The organism is Planctomycetota bacterium (assembly GCA_035384565.1).
GTDB lineage: Bacteria > Planctomycetota > PUPC01 > DSUN01 > DSUN01 > DAOOIT01.
Genome location: DAOOIT010000029.1, coordinates 57,860 through 73,189, shown reverse-complemented (window position 1 = coordinate 73,189; position 15,330 = coordinate 57,860). Strand labels below are relative to the sequence as shown.

The following is a 15,330-nucleotide window of genomic DNA, read 5'->3' as shown; positions in this document are numbered from 1 at the left end:
GCGACAGCTATGCCCGCATCGAGGACGGCGAAGCCTATCTCATAGGGCTGCACATGACTTTCAGTTTGGGGTCAGTTTGGGGGCCACCTTACTCAATTCTGGATCTTCATGTAGCCTTGGGGTCAAGGGCTCAGTTCTCTCGCCCTTACTCGGCCAGGCCAAGCGGCGTGGTGTGGGCCGGCTGTGACAGGTGGGACACATGGGACACGTGGGAACTGTGCGGAACGAGGGAGTGGGGGCATCGGTGGGCACTTGTGGCGTCTCGCGTGAGGAGGCGGGTTGCGCGGGGGCGATGGGGCCGCTATGATGCGGGACCAGCGGGAGTAGAAGGCAGAAGCGCACGAGGACACAGGAGGAGGCCATGGCGGGAAAGCGCCTGAGACATGGGGAGCTGATCATCGGCCCGCATGGCGGCTATCGCAAGCTGAAGTCGTTCCAGGTGACGACGATCGTGTACGACGGGACGGCGGCATTCTGCGAGCGGTTCTTCCCTGCGTCGTCGCGGATGCGCGAGCAGATGGTGCACGCGGCGCGCAGCGCGAAACAGAATCTCGCCGAGGGGAGCACCGACTCGGCGACATCCCGCAAGACGGAGCTGAAGCTGACGGGCGTGGCGCTGGGGAGCCTGGGAGAGTTGATCGAGGACTACGGGGACTTCCTGCGTCAGCGGGGGCTGCGCGTCTGGGAGAAGGAGTGCCCCGAGGCGCACGCCGTGCGCGCGCTGGCCCGTGTGCCCGACAGGTCGTGCGAGACGTATCGGGCGCGGGTGGAGCGCGGCACGCCGGAGGTTTCGGCCAACACGATGCTGTGTCTGGCCAACCAGGCGCAGTACCTGGTGCGACAGCAGCTCCGAGGGCTGGCCGAGCGCTTCGCGCGCGAAGGCGGGGTGACCGAGCGGATGTACCGCGCCCGACGCGAGGCAAGGGGGGGATTGATGTGAGGGCGCTTCTTCACATGTCCCTCGAGTCTCACAGGTCCCACGAGTCCCACGGGGACCAGCGGGGCTGTGGGACAGGTGGGACCAGTGGGACGGGTGAGGTAAGTGGGAGAGGACAGGGATGGCGGACCCACGCCGAATCGCCGTGCTCTTCGACCCGGACGCGCTGGACCTGCGCCGGCGCGAGATCGTGCGCGGCATCGCACGCTATGCGCAGGCGCACTGCGACTGGCAGGTCTCGCTGGAGCCGCACGGGCATCTCGCCGCCCCTGAGGCTTTCCACGGCGCCATCGCGACAGGCTATTGGGGGCGAGGGCCTGCGCTGGAAAGCCTGAAGTGTCCCGTGGTGATGGTGTCCCGCGGCAACCGGGACCAGCCGGCGCCGCGCGCGGCGGAGAACCGCGCCGGCGGCGGGCGCATGGCCGCCGGCCACCTCGCCGATGCGGGGTGCCGGGCCTTCGCCTACCTGGGAGTGGCCAAACAGGTGGAGTCGCGGCTCGAGTGGGCCGAGTTCCACAAGGAGCTGGCGCGGCGAGGGCACAAGGCGCACCGGATGCTCGTGCCGCCCAACTACGGCAAGCAGGTCGGCCGCCGGGCCGCGGCGCTCAAGCAGATGGCGGCCTGGCTGGGCGGGCTGCCGCGGCCGGCGGGGCTGCTCGCGGCACGCGTGGGGCTGGCGCGGGCCGCGGCCGACGCCGCCGCGCGCCTGAGCCTCCGGGTGCCGGACGACCTGGCAATCGTGGCTGCCGACGATGACCCCGTGTTGTGCGAACTGCCGCCCGCGCTGAGCGCGATTCACTACGACTATGAGGAACTGGGCTGGCGGGCCGCGCAGGCGCTCGACCGCCTGATGCGCGGCGAGGCGTCGCCGCGGCGCGCGAACACCCTCATCCCGCCCGTCCTGGTGCCGCGGCTCTCGACCGATCGGGCGCACGTGGGCGACCCGCTGGTGGCGAAGGCCGTGGGCTACATAGACCGCCGGCGGACCGAGCGGTTCTCGCGCGAGGCCCTCGACGCCGCAGGGCGGACCTGCGACCGGCTGGGGCCGCGCGACGTGGCGCACGCGATGGGCGTGAGCCTTCGAACGCTCGAGTCGCGCTTTCGCGCGGCCCGCGGGCGCACGGTGGCGCAGGAGATCGCGCGGGCCCGCCTGGCGCACGCGCGCCTGTGCCTGGAGGAGGGGCTGCTGCCGCTGCCCGTGGTGGCCCGCGAAAGCGGCTTCGGCAGCTACGCGGCCATGCGGCGCGCCTTCCGCGTGCTCGCGGGCACCACGCCCGGCGCGGTGCGCACCGAGGCGGCGCTGCGCCGCCTGGGCGCGCCCGAGGCCGAAACCTATCGCAAGCGTCCGCGCCGCACCGCGCGCGTGCGGTTGCCCAGGCAGTGACCGGACCTCCTGGGAGGAGAGGGCAGGAATGAGGACCCTGTGGTGCCGTGTGGCGGCGGGCGCTGGGGGTCTCACCCTCCCGAACGTATTGGAGCGTTCGGGAGGGGCGGGTCGCGGGCCGGTTTCATGCCCAGTCTGTGCCTCTGGCGAAGGCCACGGGTTCGCATTACGCTCCGCGTGGGGGCGGAGTGGGGCGGAATTGCAGATGGCCCAGGCAACGCCCTGATGCGCGCCAGTACCCCGCGAACGCGGGCGACCGGGCCGTAGCCCAGGGCGACCGAAGGGAGCCCTGGGACCGGGCGTCCCCGCCCATCCAAGCTCCCGAAGGGGGCGTTTCACGCCCCTTGAATCGCCCCTCTTCAGGGGCTCCCTTGTGGGGCTGCCTCTCCCCAGGGCTCCCTTCGGTCGCCCTGGGCTACGATTCAAACGCCCCCTTCGGGGGCTGAACCCCAGCCCCCGCGCGATGTGGGCAAAGATCAGGGCGTTGCCCCGGGCTGTCCCATTTCGCTCATTCGGAGCTCCTGCTGCCATCCGCGATCCCTGCCCGCACCCCGCAGGCCGCGCGCGGCTTGCATGCCCGCGCCTCGCGGCGTAGAATAGCTTTCGAGCATGCGGCCGGTCCGGCCGCGCGCGACGTAGGGGTATTCCCTCCCTCTTGTGTGGCCTGGAGTCGAGCGATGTCAGGACAGACGAGTCGCCGCGGGTTTCTCAAGTCGTCCGTCGTGCTCACGGCGGGCGCGTTCGGTGCGCCCTATGTGATCTCCGCCGAGAGCAAGCGCGAGAAGGTCAAGATGGCCGTCATCGGCGCGGGCGGGCAGGGCGGCGCCGGCATGGGCACGGCGCGCGGCGAGAACCTGGTGGCCGTGTGCGACGTGGATGCCAAACGCGCGGGCAAGGGCCTCGACGAGGCCAAGAAGCAGAACCCCGACCTGAAGGTCTACACCGACTACCGCAAGCTCTTCGACGAGGTGAAGGGCCTCGAGGCCGTGTGGGTGGCCACGCCCGACCACAACCACTTCCCCGCCAGCATCCGCGCGCTGGAGGCCGGCGCCGGCGTCTACTGCGAGAAGCCGCTCACGCACAGCCTCTGGGAGGCCCGCAAGCTGCGCGAGGTGGCCGCGAAGAAGAAACTCGCCACCCAAATGGGCAACCAGGGCCACTCCAGCGACACCATTCGCCTCATCTGCGAATACATCTGGTCGGGCGTGCTGGGCGACGTGACCAAGCTCCATTGCGTCTCCAACCGCAGCTTCGGCGCCAGCAAGCGGCCCGAGTCCAAGCCCGTACCCGAGGGGCTGGACTGGCAGAGCTGGATCGGCCCCGCCCCCTTCCGCGACTACCACGACGGCCTCCACCCCTTCAGTTGGCGCGGGTGGCTGGACTTCGGCACGGCGTCGCTGGGCGACATGGCGTGCCACACGATTGACGGGGCCGTGTGGGCGCTGAAGCTGGGCGAGGCCGAGACCATCGAGGTGGTGGCCGAAGAGGGCGCCACCAACGCCGAGGGCTTCAGCGGCCACGCACGCATCGTCTACCGCTTCCCCGCGCGCGGCAAGCTGCCGCCCGTCGAGATGACCTGGTGGAACGGCGGCGGCAAACACCTGCCGCCCCGGCCCGAATGCCTCGAGCCCGACCGCCGCCAGCTCGCCGAAGGCACCTACTACTACGGCACCAAGGGCATGATGGAGTCGGGCAGCCACTGCGGCGGCACCCGCCTGATCCCCGAGACGTTCCAGAAGGAGCACAAGAAGCCCGAGCCGATGATCCCGCGCGTGCCCGGGCACTCGGCCGACTGGCTGCGCGCGATCAAGGACCCGAGCGCGCCCGCCCCGTGCTCGAACTTCGGCTACTCGGCGCGCCTCACCGAGATCGTGCTCCTGGGCGTCGTCGCGCAGCGCTGCCCGGGCGAGAAGCTCGTCTACGACATGGCCAAGGGCCGGTTCACCAACAGCGAGAAGGCCAACGGCTTCGTCAAGCGGGCGCCGCGCAAGGGCTGGGAGTTCGGCTACGAGGTCTGAGCGCCACACGGGCAAGGGGCACGGATGGCCCGCCTGAGCCAGCGCCGACGTGTGCTGCGGAGCGTCGCCGGCGCCCTGTTGGGCCTCCTCGGCGCCTTCGGCGCCTACGGCTACTGGGAGGCGGGGCAGCTCGAACTCGTCCCGCGCACGCTCGTCTTCGACGACCTGCCGCCCGCCTTCGACGGCTTCCGCGTCCTGCACCTGAGCGACCTGCACACGGCCGGCTTCGGCCGCGTCGAGCGCCGCCTCCGCCGCCTCCTCGAGGCCACGCCCGCCGACCTCCTGGTGTTCACGGGCGACTTCAAGGCGCACGCGAACACCCGCGACGCGCGCGTCTTTGACAGCCTCGGCCGCCTGTTCGCCGGGCTCGAATACCCCTATGGCCTCATCGCCGTCGCCGGCAACCACGACTCGCCCGGCTTCCTGATGGCCCTGCCCGACCGCACGCCCTTCTACTGCCTGGTGCGCAGCGGCCTGCTCCTCGAGCGGCGCGGCCAGCGCCTCGCCCTCCTCGGCGTGGCCACCGTGCGGCCCAACGACGGCATCCGCGGCGAGCACGAGATGGACGAGGCCTCGTGGGTGGGCAACCTGGCCCGACGCACCGCCCCCTTCGCCCTCCTGCCCGACGACCGGCCCGGGCCCTTCGTGTGCGACGCCGTCAACCGGGGCGACGTGTTCCGCATCCTGCTCGCCCACGTGCCCGACTTCCTGCGCAAGGCGAGCGCGGAGGGGATTGACCTGGTGCTGGCCGGCGACACCCACGGCGCCCAGGTGCGGCTGCCGTTCGACGTCTCGCTCCTCGTCAAGCCGCCCGAGGAGCGCCGCTACGTGGCCGGGCATTTCACCGAGGGCCGCACCCAGATGATCGTCAGCCGCGGCATCGGCACCCTCTACGTGCCCATCCGCTTCCTGGCCCGCCCCGAGGTGACCCTCCTCACGCTGCGGAGAAGACAGGACCGATAGAACCGACAGGACCGATGCGATGCGAGCGGCGGCGCGCTTGACGCGCGCCGCCCGTTTCGGTAGCATGCGGCCTCAACCCGATTTCAGGAGACCGCCGGATGGGGAAGACCCTCACCGAGAAAATCCTCGGCGAACACGCGGGGCACGACGTGGCGCCCGACGACTTCATCGTGGCCCGGGTGGACTGGGCCTACGTGCAGGACGGCACGGGGCCGCTCACCGTCCGCCAGATGGCTGAGCTGGGCGTCGAGAAGCCCGCCCGCCCCGACCGCTGCATCCTCTTCATTGACCACGCCTCGCCCAGCCCGCGACGCGAGCTGTCGAACGACCACCTCACGCTCCGCCGGTTCGCCCAGCGCACGGGCGCCATCCTCTCCGACGTGGGGGAGGGCGTGTGCCACGTGCTCGCCACCGAAAACTACCTCAGCCCCGGCGAGCTGGCCGTGGGCGCCGACTCCCACTCGTGCACCGGCGGCGCGCTCGGCGCCTTCACCACCGGCATGGGCTCCACCGACATCGCCGTGGCCTTCGCCTTCGCCAAGACCTGGCTCCGAGTGCCCCGGGCCTGGAAGGTGGTGGTGCGGGGCAAGTTCCCCAAAGGCGTCTACGCCAAGGACTTCATGCTCCACCTCATCGGCACCATCGGCACCGAGGGGGCCAACTACAAGGCCCTCGAGTTCACCGGCGACGCCGTCGCGGCCATGCCAATGGACAGCCGCCTCACCATCGCCAACATTGTCGTCGAGTGTGGCGCGAAGGCCGGCCTCTTCCCGTCCGACGACGTGACCCGCCAGTTCCTGGCGGCCCGCGGCCGCGGCGGCAAGTTCAGGCCCCTCGCCGCCGACCCCGATGCCGTCTACGAGAACACGCTCGACTTCGACGTGAGCCGCCTCGAGCCGACCCTGTCGTGCCCGCACCAGCCCGACAACACGAAGACCGTGGGCGAGCTGGCCGACGTGCGGGTGGACCAGGTGCTCATCGGCACCTGCACCAACGGCCGGCTGAGCGACTTCCACATCGCCGCCTCGATCCTCAAGGGCCGCCGGGTGCACCCCAACGTGCGGCTGCTCCTCACGCCCGGCTCGCGGCAGATCCTCAAGCAGGGCATTGGCGACGGCACGTTCGCCGCCCTCGTCGAGGCCGGAGGCACCATGACCGCGCCCGGCTGCGGCGCCTGCGTGGGCGTGCACGACGGCATCCTCGGCGACGGCGAGGTGTGCGTCTCCACCCAGAACCGCAACTTCGAAGGCCGCATGGGCAACCCCAAGGGCCTCATCTACCTCGCCTCGCCCGCCGTGGCCGCGGCGACGGCGATTGAAGGCAGGATCGCCGACCCGAGGCGATATCTGTGAGGGAGAATGTGGGGAGCACCTTTCTTGAGAGAACGGTGCTCCCCACACCCCTCTCCGAGGAACTTCACGCTGGGGCGGCGGCTGGCCCCGCCCCAATGCAGAAGCTTCTGGACAAGAGGGGGTGGGGGGCAGGAAGCCCTTTTCACGAAAAGGGCTTCCTCCCCCGCCATCCTCTCGCTTGAATGGAGGCACAATGGCAGTGATTCGTGGCAAGGCCTGGAAGTTTGGCGACGGCATCAGCACCGACCACATCGCCCCGGGGCGGTTGTTCCACCTGAGGTCCAACCTCCCCGAGCTGGCCAAGCACGTGCTGGAGGACGCGCGGGCCGACTTCGCCGGCAAGGTGGCCAGGGGCGACTTCGTGGTGGCGGGCAGCAACTTCGGCCAGGGCTCCAGCCGCGAGCACGCCCCCACCATCATCAAGCTGGCCGGCGTGGGCGCCGTGCTGGCCAAGAGCTTCGCCCGCATCTTCTTCCGCAATGGCATCAACATCGGCCTCCCGCTGATCCAGTGCGACACCGACCAGATCGCCGAGGGCGACGAGCTGGAGGTGGACCTCGCGGCGGGCCAGGTGCGCAACCTCACGAAGGGCGTCACCATTCCCTTCACCCCGCTGCCGCCCGTCATGCGCAAGATTCTCGACGAGGGCGGCCTCGTCGCCCATATCAAGAAGCACGGCGACCTCGAAATCTGACGCTTCTGACGGAGCCGCGAGCGTCCCGCTTACGGCCAGCTCAGGTTCCTTGTGGGGGGTGAATGGATGGCTGGATGACTGGATGGGTGTCAGGCAATCATCCAACCATCCACCCATCCAATCATCCCTTCTGCTTCCGGCCACTGGCCTTGCTGAGAACAGCCATGCCCATCGGCCTCTTCATCGTCCTCGAAGGCATAGACGGCGCGGGCACGACCACCCAGGCGCGCCTGCTCGCCGAATGGCTCAGGTCGCACGGCCGCGAGGTCGTCCTCACCGCCGAGCCGACGACGCGCCCCGTTGGCGCCTTCATCCGCCGGATTCTCCAGGGGGCCTTCCCCGAGGCCGACGAAACGACCATGGCCTTTTTGTTTGCCGCCGATCGCGCCGACCACCTTCAGAACATCATCATCCCCGCCCTCTACGCAGGCCGCGTCGTCGTCAGCGACCGGCACTACCTCAGTTCCGTCGCCTACCAGAGCCTGCGCGCCGACATGGCCTGGGTCGAGTCCATCAACGCCGGCTTCTACCGTCCCGACCTCACCGTCTTCCTGGATATTGACCCTGTCGTTGGCCTCGAGCGCAAGCAGCGTCAGGGCAGTGCCGCCGAGCGGTATGAGAAGGTGGCCCTCCTCAAGCGCATCCGCGCCAACTACCTGGCCGCCATTGCCCACGCCCGCGCCGCCGGCGAGCGGGTCGAGACACTTGATGCCTCGCAGCCCATCGGGGCCGTACAAGCTGACGCTTGGAGGCTTGTCGAGGCGCTTATCAAGGCGCAGCCGCCCGCGGGGGCTGATGCGCGGGGGTGATCTGTGGCCGCACCAATGCCCACCTATCGGCTGGATTGGGACACCGCATAGGCACGCGTCAACCGCCAGAAGCACGGCGTGTCGCTCCCGGAGGCGGCCACGGTCTTCCTTGCCCCCCGCGCTGTGACTGTGTATGATGCAGAACACAGCGATGTTGAGGACAGGTGGATCACGCTTGGCATCTCGTCGGTGGGCCGCCTTCTCGTCGTATCCCACACGTTTGAGGAGATTGGCCCCCGGCGCGGCTTGGTGCGTGTCATCTCGGCTCGCAGGCCCGCGGCCAAGGAGGCCCTGCAGTATGGCCAGTGAACGGATGAGGAAAGAATGCGATTTCTCGAAGGGCGTCCGGGGCAAGTTCCACCGCCCCGGCCTCAAACTCGAGATGCCCGTCTACCTCGACGACGAGGCCATGGCCTTCGTCCAGCACATCGCTCGCAAGAAGAAGACCGACGTTTCCGCCGTCGTTAACGACCTCATCCTCTCCGACAAGCGCCTCGCCGAAGTCATCGAGTGAAGGCCCGTAGGGCGTGCATACCTGCACGCGGAGGGTCCTCGCGTCCTGAGATCTGTTCACTCGCCCATGAGGGCGATCAGGTTGTCCTTGCTGAGCAGGCGCCTCTTGGCCGAAATCCCATCGTTCCACACAACCTCCACCTCCCGCACGAGGTCGTACCGCCCGTCCCTGTGTGGCGAGATCTCATCCCCGTTCCCATCGTAGAAATGGACCCAATAGGACGCATCGAGGTGGAAGAGGGGTCGCCTCCATCCCCCGGCCACCCCTTCCACTGGTTAGCTATATGGAACGCGTTGAGTTCCTCCTGTGGCGTGCGCGCTGCCCGGATGGCTTCTGCGAGCCGCCACGCCTTCGCCTGTCTGTAGTAGTCTCTGAGGTAGGTGGGCAGGTAACCTGCCGCGAAGCTCACCAGGCACAGGAAGAACACGACGGAGACCAGCACAGTCCGGCGCAGCCAGCGCGGCCACAGTTCCCTGGTCTTGGGCTGCTCACTCGGCATGCCGCACTACCGCCAGAATGCTCGGGCGCGAGAAGGCGTTCAGCGACGGGACGATTCCGCAATCCGAAATCCGAAATGCCTCACGCCCAATGCATCGCGGTCGGCTTCGGCTCGCGGATGAGGAAACCCCCGACGGGTCTGCTCTTACTTGCCGGCGCCCAGGTGCGCGGCGATCGCCTCGACAAACCGGGAGGCCTTCCCCCACGCGTCGCGGGCCTCGGCAGGCTCGATCGGGTTCGCAAAGCGGTAGTCGGCGGCCTGACGGGCATCGAAGGCTCGGTGCAGATGACGTGACAGGTCGCGCGGCAGGACTCCAGTGCGGATGAACTCGCTGTCGAACAGGCCAATGACGCCCGTGTGTCTGGACGGGACCGTGCCCGTCCTTTGGAGGAGCGCGAGAACGGCGTAGAACATGGCGTAGTAGGACCGGTTGATGATGCTCTGGGGGCTGCCGCTGCCGTCGAGGAGGCACTTCGCGTCGGCGAGCGCGGTTCGTGCCTGGTCAAGGCGGTACCTCACGAGTGTTTCGACATCCGCCTGTTTCATACAGGGACGCCCTCGGCGCGGATGGCTTCGGCCAGCAGGGAGTAGCGCTCCGGGCCGTTCTCCCACTCGTCGCGGCAGACCACGATAGGGGCGATGACGATACCGTGGTCCAGGCCCGTCTCCCAGGCGCAATCGCTCACCGTTTCCCTGGCCGACCTGTCGGCAGGGCCATCAATCACTACGAGGACATCGAAGTCGGAGTCGGGGTCAGCGTCCCCACGCGCCCGTGAGCCGAAGAGGACCATCTGGCGGAGGGGAAGCCGCTCGGAGATGAGGAGCTTGAGCTGGTCCATGGCCGCCTTCTCGATTGCACCCACGACCGGTCTCCTGGCAGGGGGCCTTCTTCCCTGGTGAGTATACACTCCGGCGCCAGGAATGCAAGGCGAAGCAACCTCCCGAAGGTATTGGAACCTTCGGGAGGTGATTCGGCGACGAGGACGACTCTGGAATCGGCAATCGCAAACCGCAAGTCGGCAATGTCTATGCCCAGTGCATTGATCTGGGCTTCGGCTCCTGGATGAGGATGCCTCTGAGGAACTCGGCGGCTTTGGCGATGCCTTCGTCCGTGGTCATGAGGCTGTCTTCGTGCTCGATGGAGAGCACGTGGTCGTAGCCGCTGAGGCGCAGGGCCGAAACGAAGTCGCGCCAGAAGCTCTCCCCGTGTCCGTAGCCGCAGGTGCGGAAAACCCAGGCACGGTTGAACTCGTCGCCGTAATGCTTGGTGTCGAGCACGCCATTCACGCGCGCGACGGCGGGCTCCACGCGGCAGTCCTTGGCGTGGACGTGCCAGATGCAGCCCGCGAGGGCGCGGACGGCCTCGATGGGGTCAATGCCCTGCCAGAAGAGGTGGGACGGGTCGAAGTTCGCCCCAAGGGCCTTGCCGCACTCGGCGCGCACGCGCAGCAGCGTCTCGGGGTTGTAGACGAGGAAGCCGGGGTGCATTTCGAAGCCGATCTTCACGCCGTGGTCGGCGGCGAACTTCGCCATCTTCGTCCAGTAGGGGATGGCCTTCTTCTCCCACTGCCAAGTGACGAGCTCGAGGAAGTCCGGGGGCCAGGGGCACGTGACCCAGTTGGGCACGCGGCTCTTGCCCGTCTGGTCGCCTGGGCAGCCGGAGAAGCCGTTCACACGGTCGAGTCCCAGCTTCTCGGCGAGGATGATGCCCTTGTGGAGCGCGGCGTGGCTGTTGGCGGCATAGGCGGGGTCGGGGTGGAGCGGGTTGCCGTGACAGGAGAGGCTGGAGATGAGGAGGCCGCGACTCTTGACGGCATCGAGCCAGCGCTTGCGGAGCGAGGCGCTCTTGAGCAGATCGTCCACGGGGCAATGGGGGGATGTGCCGTAGGCGCTGGCGGGGAGTTCTACGGCCCCCAGGCCCATCGCCTTCACGCGGTCGAGCATGTCCTCGAAGGGCATGCTCCCGAACGCCGCCGTCAACACGCCAAGTTTCATTGCGTTCTCCTTGCGAAAACGCCCCACAGAAAAGCCACGCAGCCATCCTCACTGTGTCATGCCGAGCTTGCGGAGGCATCTCGCCTTGCTCGGCGCGGGAGCAAGAGGGACTCCCCGACTTCGCTACGCTCCGCTCGGAATGACGCCGTGCGGCGGTTCTCCTTGTGGCCTCAGACCTGCGTCCCCAAGCAGGCGATTCAGCAAGTCAGTCACGCCAAGGTCCTCGGCCCAACAGGCGAGGTAGGCCAGGTCGAGACGCTGCCGTTGTGCCTTTGCCACGCCGAGGGCATCGCGGTACTGTCGCTCAGACTCGCTTCGCTTGCACCAGTCGAGTTTGGACAGTATCACATCCTCAGGGGTGCACAGCTCCAGCTTGGTGCCCAGGGCATTCGCGAGGCCACGCCTCTCGAACGCCGTAGCGGCATAGTGCGTGTCCTTGCGGCGGATAATGTCCGCCTTATTCCCGCTGGCGAAATGGATGATGTTGAACATGCGACGGCTCTCCCACGCGGTCCGCGCCGCGTCCTCGTCGAAGTAGTAGTCCGGGCCGAGGCCGCGGAGGAACCGCCGCACGTGCTCCCACGGGGCGTCCACCACGATGTCGGTGTCGAGCGTGGTTCGCCAATCCCCGTAGGCGGTGCTGGCGACAGAGCCGACTATCATGTAGGGCACGCCGGCCTGGTCGAGATGGCGAACGATCTCCTGAATGAATTCGGGTTGGGTCATGGGTCACGAAGAGGTTCGTTGGGGTAGACCTGCCGGAAGAGCTCGTCACCGAGTTCGCATCGGATTCGCGCCAGCCGAGCATCATTCGCCGAATACTCCGGATGACGCCGCCTGGCGTTGGCTTCGAACGAAGCACGCATCGCTTCGGTGGATGCGAACATCATCCGCAGCTTCTCGTCCACGCTCATCCGGCCGAAGATCTCGAATTGGATGCGGTCGGCTTCCTCAGAGGTGTCGAGCGGGCGCTGCATTCTCTGCCTCTCAAACGAAAGGCCCAGCCGAGGCATTGGCGCCCGGCTGGGCCTGAAGGGTTGCGGTGCGGCCCCGCGGGGCGCTCTACTTCTCAAACGCCTTGTCGAAGGCCGCGGCGGCGCTTGGGAACTGAATCTTGCGGAGGAAGGCCACACTCTCGGCGGCCCCGTGCTCGCGGGCCATGTGCGGGTCCTCCCACTCGACGCTCAGCGGCCCGGCGTATCCAATGGCGTTGAGGGTGCGGAGGATGGCGGGGAAGTTGACGACGCCGTGGCCGAGGGAGCGGAAGTCCCAGCGGCGATTGGCGTCGCCGAAGCCCAGGTGCGAGCCGAGGATGCCGGCGCGGCCAGGCTCCAGGTCCACGTAGACGTCCTTCATGTGCGTGTGGAAGATGCGGTCGGGGAACTCGCGCAGGAACTCCACGGGGTCCACGAGTTGCCAGGCGAGGTGGCTGGGGTCGAAGTTGAAGCCAAAGGCGGGGTGACCCTTGACAGCGGCAACGGCCTTCTTCGCGCTGAAGAGGTCGAAGGCGATCTCGGTCGGGTGCACCTCGAGGGCGAAGCGGACGCCCAGCTTCTTGAACTCGTTGAGGATGGGGGTGAAGCGGGCGGCAAAGTCGGCGAAGCCGGCCTCGTACTCCTCGGGCGTGGTGGGCGGGAAAGCGTAAATCTTGGGCCAGATGCTTGAGCCGGTGAAGCCGTTGACGACCTTGACGCCGAGCTTCTTGGCGGCCTTGGCGGTGGCGATGAGCTTCTGGGCGGCGCGCTCCTGGACCTTGGGGCCGTTGCCGTCGCCCCACACGTCGGGCGGCAGGATGCGCTTGTGGCGCTCGTCAATCACGTCGCAAATGGCCTGGCCGACGAGATGGGTGGAGATGGCGAAGACCTTGAGGCCGAACTGGCCGAGGATGTCGTGGCGGGTCTGGCAGTACTTCTCGTCGCTGAGGGCCTTGTCTACGTCGAAGTGATCGCCCCAGCAGGCCAGTTCCAGGCCATCGTAGCCCCAGCCCTTGGCCATTTCGGCCAGCTTCGCCAGCGGCAGGTCCGCCCATTGGCCGGTGAACAGCGTGATTGGTCGCGACATCTCCGGCTCCTCCAAAAAACCGCCTGGAATCCCACACGGCCCACTCTGCCGCGGGGTACGGTATGATAGGGGATGCGGGGACGCGAGTCAAGCGAAATCAGGCCGCTGCGCAGACAGAAATGGCATCCAATCGAGCTTGACTTGAGGATGCCGATCCTATATCTTTATAGATCCTGGGCCGGGCGCGAGGAGTGGGGGGAGGCGAACCCAGCGCCCGCAACACGGGATGGCAGAACGCAGCGGTCCGACCGACGGCGTCTGGCGGCCCCGGGGTTTCCTGCCGCCCGGCCGATGCACCGGGCGGGCAAGGGGGATAGCGTGTGAAGTTGGCGATCAGCGGCAAAGGCGGCGTCGGCAAGACGACCCTCGCGGCCGTTCTTGCCCGCCTATTTGCCGAGGACGGCCAGTCGGTCATCGCCATTGACGCCGACCTGGATTCCAGCCTGGCCTCTGCCCTGGGGGTGCCGAACGCGGGGAAACTCGTCCCCATCGCCGAAATGGCCGACCTGATCGCCGAGCGCACCGAGACGAAGAAGAAGGGCTACGGCAAGCTCTTCAAGCTCAACCCCACGGTCACCGATATCCCCGAGAAGTACAGCGTCGTGCATAGGGGGGTGCGCCTGATGGTGCTCGGCGCGCCCGACAAGAGCGGCGGCGCCGGCTGCGCCTGCCCCGAGAACGTCTTCCTGCGCACCCTCACCAGCCACCTGGCCCTTCAACGGAATGAGACGCTCATCCTCGACATGGAGGCCGGCACCGAGCACCTGGGCCGCGCCACGTGCGAGGCGATGGACGCGATGCTCGTGGTGGTGGAGCCCGGCCGCCGCAGCGCGGCCCTGGCGCGCCACGTGCGGCAAATGGCCCGGGATGTGGGGATCAAGCGCGTGTTCCTCGTGGCCAACAAGGTGCGCTCGCCGCAGGACCTGGCGGCTTTGCGCGACGCCCTGCCCGCGGACGTGCCACTGCTGGGCGCCATCAGCTTCGATGACGCCCTGATGACCGCCGACCTCGAGGGCCGGCCCGTGGACTCGGTGGGCGGCAAGCTGTTCGACGAGGTGAGAGCCATCCGCAGCGAGTTGCTGCGGCAACTGAGAAAGTAGGACGCGGCCCGCGAACGACGCGAAAGGACGCGAAAGGGAAGACCGCATGATCCAGCCTGGGATGCTGATCGTGGACACGAAGCGCTGCATCGCGTGCAAGCGCTGCATGACCGAATGCGCCGTGGCGCACTCGCGATCGAAGGACCTCGCGGGCGCCATGCGGGAGACGCCGCGGCCCGAGCCGCGGGTGTGGGTGAAAGAGGTCGGCCCCTTCGCCGCCCCCTACCAGTGCCGCCACTGCGAGACGCCCCCCTGCGTGCCCGCCTGCCCCAACGCCGCGCTCAGCAAGGACGCTGCGAGCGGCATCGTGGTGCTCAACCTCGACGCCTGCGCGGGCGCGGCCAAGTGTGTGAAGAAATGCCCCTTCCTGGGCATCCAGATGAATCTCGCCGGCGCCCAGGCCGTGAAGTGCGACCTGTGCGTCACGCGGCTCGAGGCCGGTGGCATTCCCGCCTGCGCCGAGGCCTGCCCGGTAGACGCCATCATCTACAAGAAGTTCGAGGACCTCACCGACGAGGAGAAGGCCCTCCGCAGCGGGCGGCCCGGCGCGGCACTCGTCCGCAGGACCCACATCCGCTACTGGGTGGACCCCGCCAAGTGTATCGCCTGCCGCAAGTGCTGGATGATCTGCCCCGCCCAGGCCATTCAGGGCGAGAAGAAAACCCCGCACAAGGTGCTCCAGGACAAGTGCGTGACCTGCGGCGGCTGCTACCTCGTGTGCCCCGTGAACGCCGTGCAGGCGATGGACCCCGAGAAGTTCGATGAGGTCGCCCAGGCCGAGCCACTGACCGCGGCCGAGCCCGCGCCGGAAGCGCAGGCCGCAGCCGAGGTCGCAGCAGAACCCTTCGCGGAGGCCCCCGCGCCCGAGCCACAGCAAGCCGAACCTGAACCTGCCCCCGCGGCACCCGAGCCCGCCGCGCCGGGCACCTCGAAGAAACAGCGGCGCATCGAACGCAAGATCAAACGAAAGGCCAAGAAAGGCAAGGGCGGAGCCAACTAGGCCA

At 68.1% G+C, this 15,330-nt stretch carries 16 protein-coding genes and 1 pseudogene; 11 read left to right on the top strand and 6 right to left on the bottom strand.

Translation table 11 applies throughout. The annotated features are described in order from the left end of the window. Nucleotides 1-361 precede the first annotated feature (361 nt). The 9 genes and pseudogenes from PLE19_12330 (at nucleotide 362) to PLE19_12290 (ending at nucleotide 8,671) form a co-directional block, all read left to right on the top strand. Entirely contained in the window at nucleotides 362-940 is a 579-nt protein-coding gene (locus tag PLE19_12330; protein HPD15733.1) for a four helix bundle suffix domain-containing protein, read from the top strand. A gap of 118 nt (nucleotides 941-1,058) precedes the next feature. After that, complete coding sequence (locus PLE19_12325; protein HPD15732.1) at nucleotides 1,059-2,321, top strand: substrate-binding domain-containing protein; 1,263 nt, start codon at nucleotides 1,059-1,061, stop codon at nucleotides 2,319-2,321. Nucleotides 2,322-2,998: 677 nt separating this feature from the next. After that, nucleotides 2,999-4,339 (top strand): Gfo/Idh/MocA family oxidoreductase, encoded by a 1,341-nt coding sequence (locus PLE19_12320; GenBank protein HPD15731.1) that lies wholly within the window; start codon nucleotides 2,999-3,001, stop codon nucleotides 4,337-4,339. A gap of 24 nt (nucleotides 4,340-4,363) precedes the next feature. Then, nucleotides 4,364-5,302, top strand: coding sequence for a metallophosphoesterase (locus tag PLE19_12315; GenBank protein ID HPD15730.1), 939 nt, complete (start codon nucleotides 4,364-4,366; stop codon nucleotides 5,300-5,302). A gap of 98 nt (nucleotides 5,303-5,400) precedes the next feature. Beyond that, on the top strand, nucleotides 5,401-6,654 hold the full coding sequence (locus PLE19_12310; GenBank protein HPD15729.1) for a 3-isopropylmalate dehydratase large subunit: 1,254 nt from the start codon (nucleotides 5,401-5,403) through the stop codon (nucleotides 6,652-6,654). Nucleotides 6,655-6,853: 199 nt separating this feature from the next. Beyond that, complete coding sequence (locus PLE19_12305) at nucleotides 6,854-7,348, top strand: 3-isopropylmalate dehydratase small subunit (protein ID HPD15728.1); 495 nt, start codon at nucleotides 6,854-6,856, stop codon at nucleotides 7,346-7,348. Nucleotides 7,349-7,512: 164 nt separating this feature from the next. Beyond that, nucleotides 7,513-8,157, top strand: coding sequence for a dTMP kinase (tmk, locus tag PLE19_12300; protein HPD15727.1), 645 nt, complete (start codon nucleotides 7,513-7,515; stop codon nucleotides 8,155-8,157). Between the two features lie 72 nt (nucleotides 8,158-8,229). Further along, a pseudogene (locus PLE19_12295) lies at nucleotides 8,230-8,466 on the top strand (BrnT family toxin). Further along, nucleotides 8,456-8,671 carry a hypothetical protein gene (locus PLE19_12290; protein ID HPD15726.1) on the top strand — a complete coding sequence of 72 codons (216 nt, stop codon included), beginning with the start codon at nucleotides 8,456-8,458 and terminating at the stop codon, nucleotides 8,669-8,671. The pseudogene PLE19_12295 and the gene PLE19_12290 overlap by 11 nt, the downstream one beginning before the upstream one ends. A 643-nt stretch (nucleotides 8,672-9,314) precedes the next feature. Here PLE19_12290 and PLE19_12285 read toward each other — a convergent pair. The 6 genes from PLE19_12285 to PLE19_12260 form a co-directional block, all read right to left on the bottom strand. Next, nucleotides 9,315-9,689 (bottom strand): HEPN domain-containing protein, encoded by a 375-nt coding sequence (locus tag PLE19_12285; protein ID HPD15725.1) that lies wholly within the window; start codon nucleotides 9,687-9,689, stop codon nucleotides 9,315-9,317. Nucleotides 9,690-9,712: 23 nt separating this feature from the next. Beyond that, a complete protein-coding gene (locus tag PLE19_12280; GenBank protein HPD15724.1) occupies nucleotides 9,713-10,033 on the bottom strand; it encodes a nucleotidyltransferase domain-containing protein in 321 nt (106 codons plus the stop codon). A 163-nt stretch (nucleotides 10,034-10,196) separates the two neighbouring features. Next, complete coding sequence (locus PLE19_12275) at nucleotides 10,197-11,165, bottom strand: sugar phosphate isomerase/epimerase (GenBank protein HPD15723.1); 969 nt, start codon at nucleotides 11,163-11,165, stop codon at nucleotides 10,197-10,199. Nucleotides 11,166-11,288: 123 nt separating this feature from the next. Next, on the bottom strand, nucleotides 11,289-11,891 hold the full coding sequence (locus PLE19_12270) for a hypothetical protein (protein ID HPD15722.1): 603 nt from the start codon (nucleotides 11,889-11,891) through the stop codon (nucleotides 11,289-11,291). Then, nucleotides 11,888-12,142: a hypothetical protein gene (locus PLE19_12265; GenBank protein HPD15721.1), complete on the bottom strand. Its 255-nt coding sequence runs from the start codon at nucleotides 12,140-12,142 to the stop codon at nucleotides 11,888-11,890. The genes PLE19_12270 and PLE19_12265 overlap by 4 nt, the downstream gene beginning before the upstream one ends. 85 nt (nucleotides 12,143-12,227) lie before the next feature. Continuing rightward, a complete protein-coding gene (locus tag PLE19_12260; GenBank protein HPD15720.1) occupies nucleotides 12,228-13,226 on the bottom strand; it encodes a sugar phosphate isomerase/epimerase family protein in 999 nt (332 codons plus the stop codon). Between the two features lie 320 nt (nucleotides 13,227-13,546). On the opposite strand from PLE19_12260, the gene PLE19_12255 reads away from it, so the two are divergent. Continuing rightward, nucleotides 13,547-14,326: a P-loop NTPase gene (locus tag PLE19_12255; protein HPD15719.1), complete on the top strand. Its 780-nt coding sequence runs from the start codon at nucleotides 13,547-13,549 to the stop codon at nucleotides 14,324-14,326. A 46-nt stretch (nucleotides 14,327-14,372) separates the two neighbouring features. After that, complete coding sequence (locus PLE19_12250; protein HPD15718.1) at nucleotides 14,373-15,326, top strand: 4Fe-4S binding protein; 954 nt, start codon at nucleotides 14,373-14,375, stop codon at nucleotides 15,324-15,326. Nucleotides 15,327-15,330 lie beyond the last annotated feature (4 nt).

What these genes read in the sequence shown, in the direction of transcription:
- PLE19_12330 (HPD15733.1), top strand. Translation starts at nt 362, where the DNA reads ATGGCGGGAAAGCGCCTGAGACATGGGGAGCTGATCATCGGCCCGCAT.
- PLE19_12325 (HPD15732.1), top strand. Translation starts at nt 1,059, where the DNA reads ATGGCGGACCCACGCCGAATCGCCGTGCTCTTCGACCCGGACGCGCTG.
- PLE19_12320 (HPD15731.1), top strand. Translation starts at nt 2,999, where the DNA reads ATGTCAGGACAGACGAGTCGCCGCGGGTTTCTCAAGTCGTCCGTCGTG.
- PLE19_12315 (HPD15730.1), top strand. Translation starts at nt 4,364, where the DNA reads ATGGCCCGCCTGAGCCAGCGCCGACGTGTGCTGCGGAGCGTCGCCGGC.
- PLE19_12310 (HPD15729.1), top strand. Translation starts at nt 5,401, where the DNA reads ATGGGGAAGACCCTCACCGAGAAAATCCTCGGCGAACACGCGGGGCAC.
- tmk (HPD15727.1), top strand. Translation starts at nt 7,513, where the DNA reads ATGCCCATCGGCCTCTTCATCGTCCTCGAAGGCATAGACGGCGCGGGC.
- PLE19_12290 (HPD15726.1), top strand. Translation starts at nt 8,456, where the DNA reads ATGGCCAGTGAACGGATGAGGAAAGAATGCGATTTCTCGAAGGGCGTC.
- PLE19_12275 (HPD15723.1), bottom strand. Translation starts at nt 11,165, where the DNA reads ATGAAACTTGGCGTGTTGACGGCGGCGTTCGGGAGCATGCCCTTCGAG.
- PLE19_12270 (HPD15722.1), bottom strand. Translation starts at nt 11,891, where the DNA reads ATGACCCAACCCGAATTCATTCAGGAGATCGTTCGCCATCTCGACCAG.
- PLE19_12265 (HPD15721.1), bottom strand. Translation starts at nt 12,142, where the DNA reads ATGCAGCGCCCGCTCGACACCTCTGAGGAAGCCGACCGCATCCAATTC.
- PLE19_12260 (HPD15720.1), bottom strand. Translation starts at nt 13,226, where the DNA reads ATGTCGCGACCAATCACGCTGTTCACCGGCCAATGGGCGGACCTGCCG.
- PLE19_12250 (HPD15718.1), top strand. Translation starts at nt 14,373, where the DNA reads ATGATCCAGCCTGGGATGCTGATCGTGGACACGAAGCGCTGCATCGCG.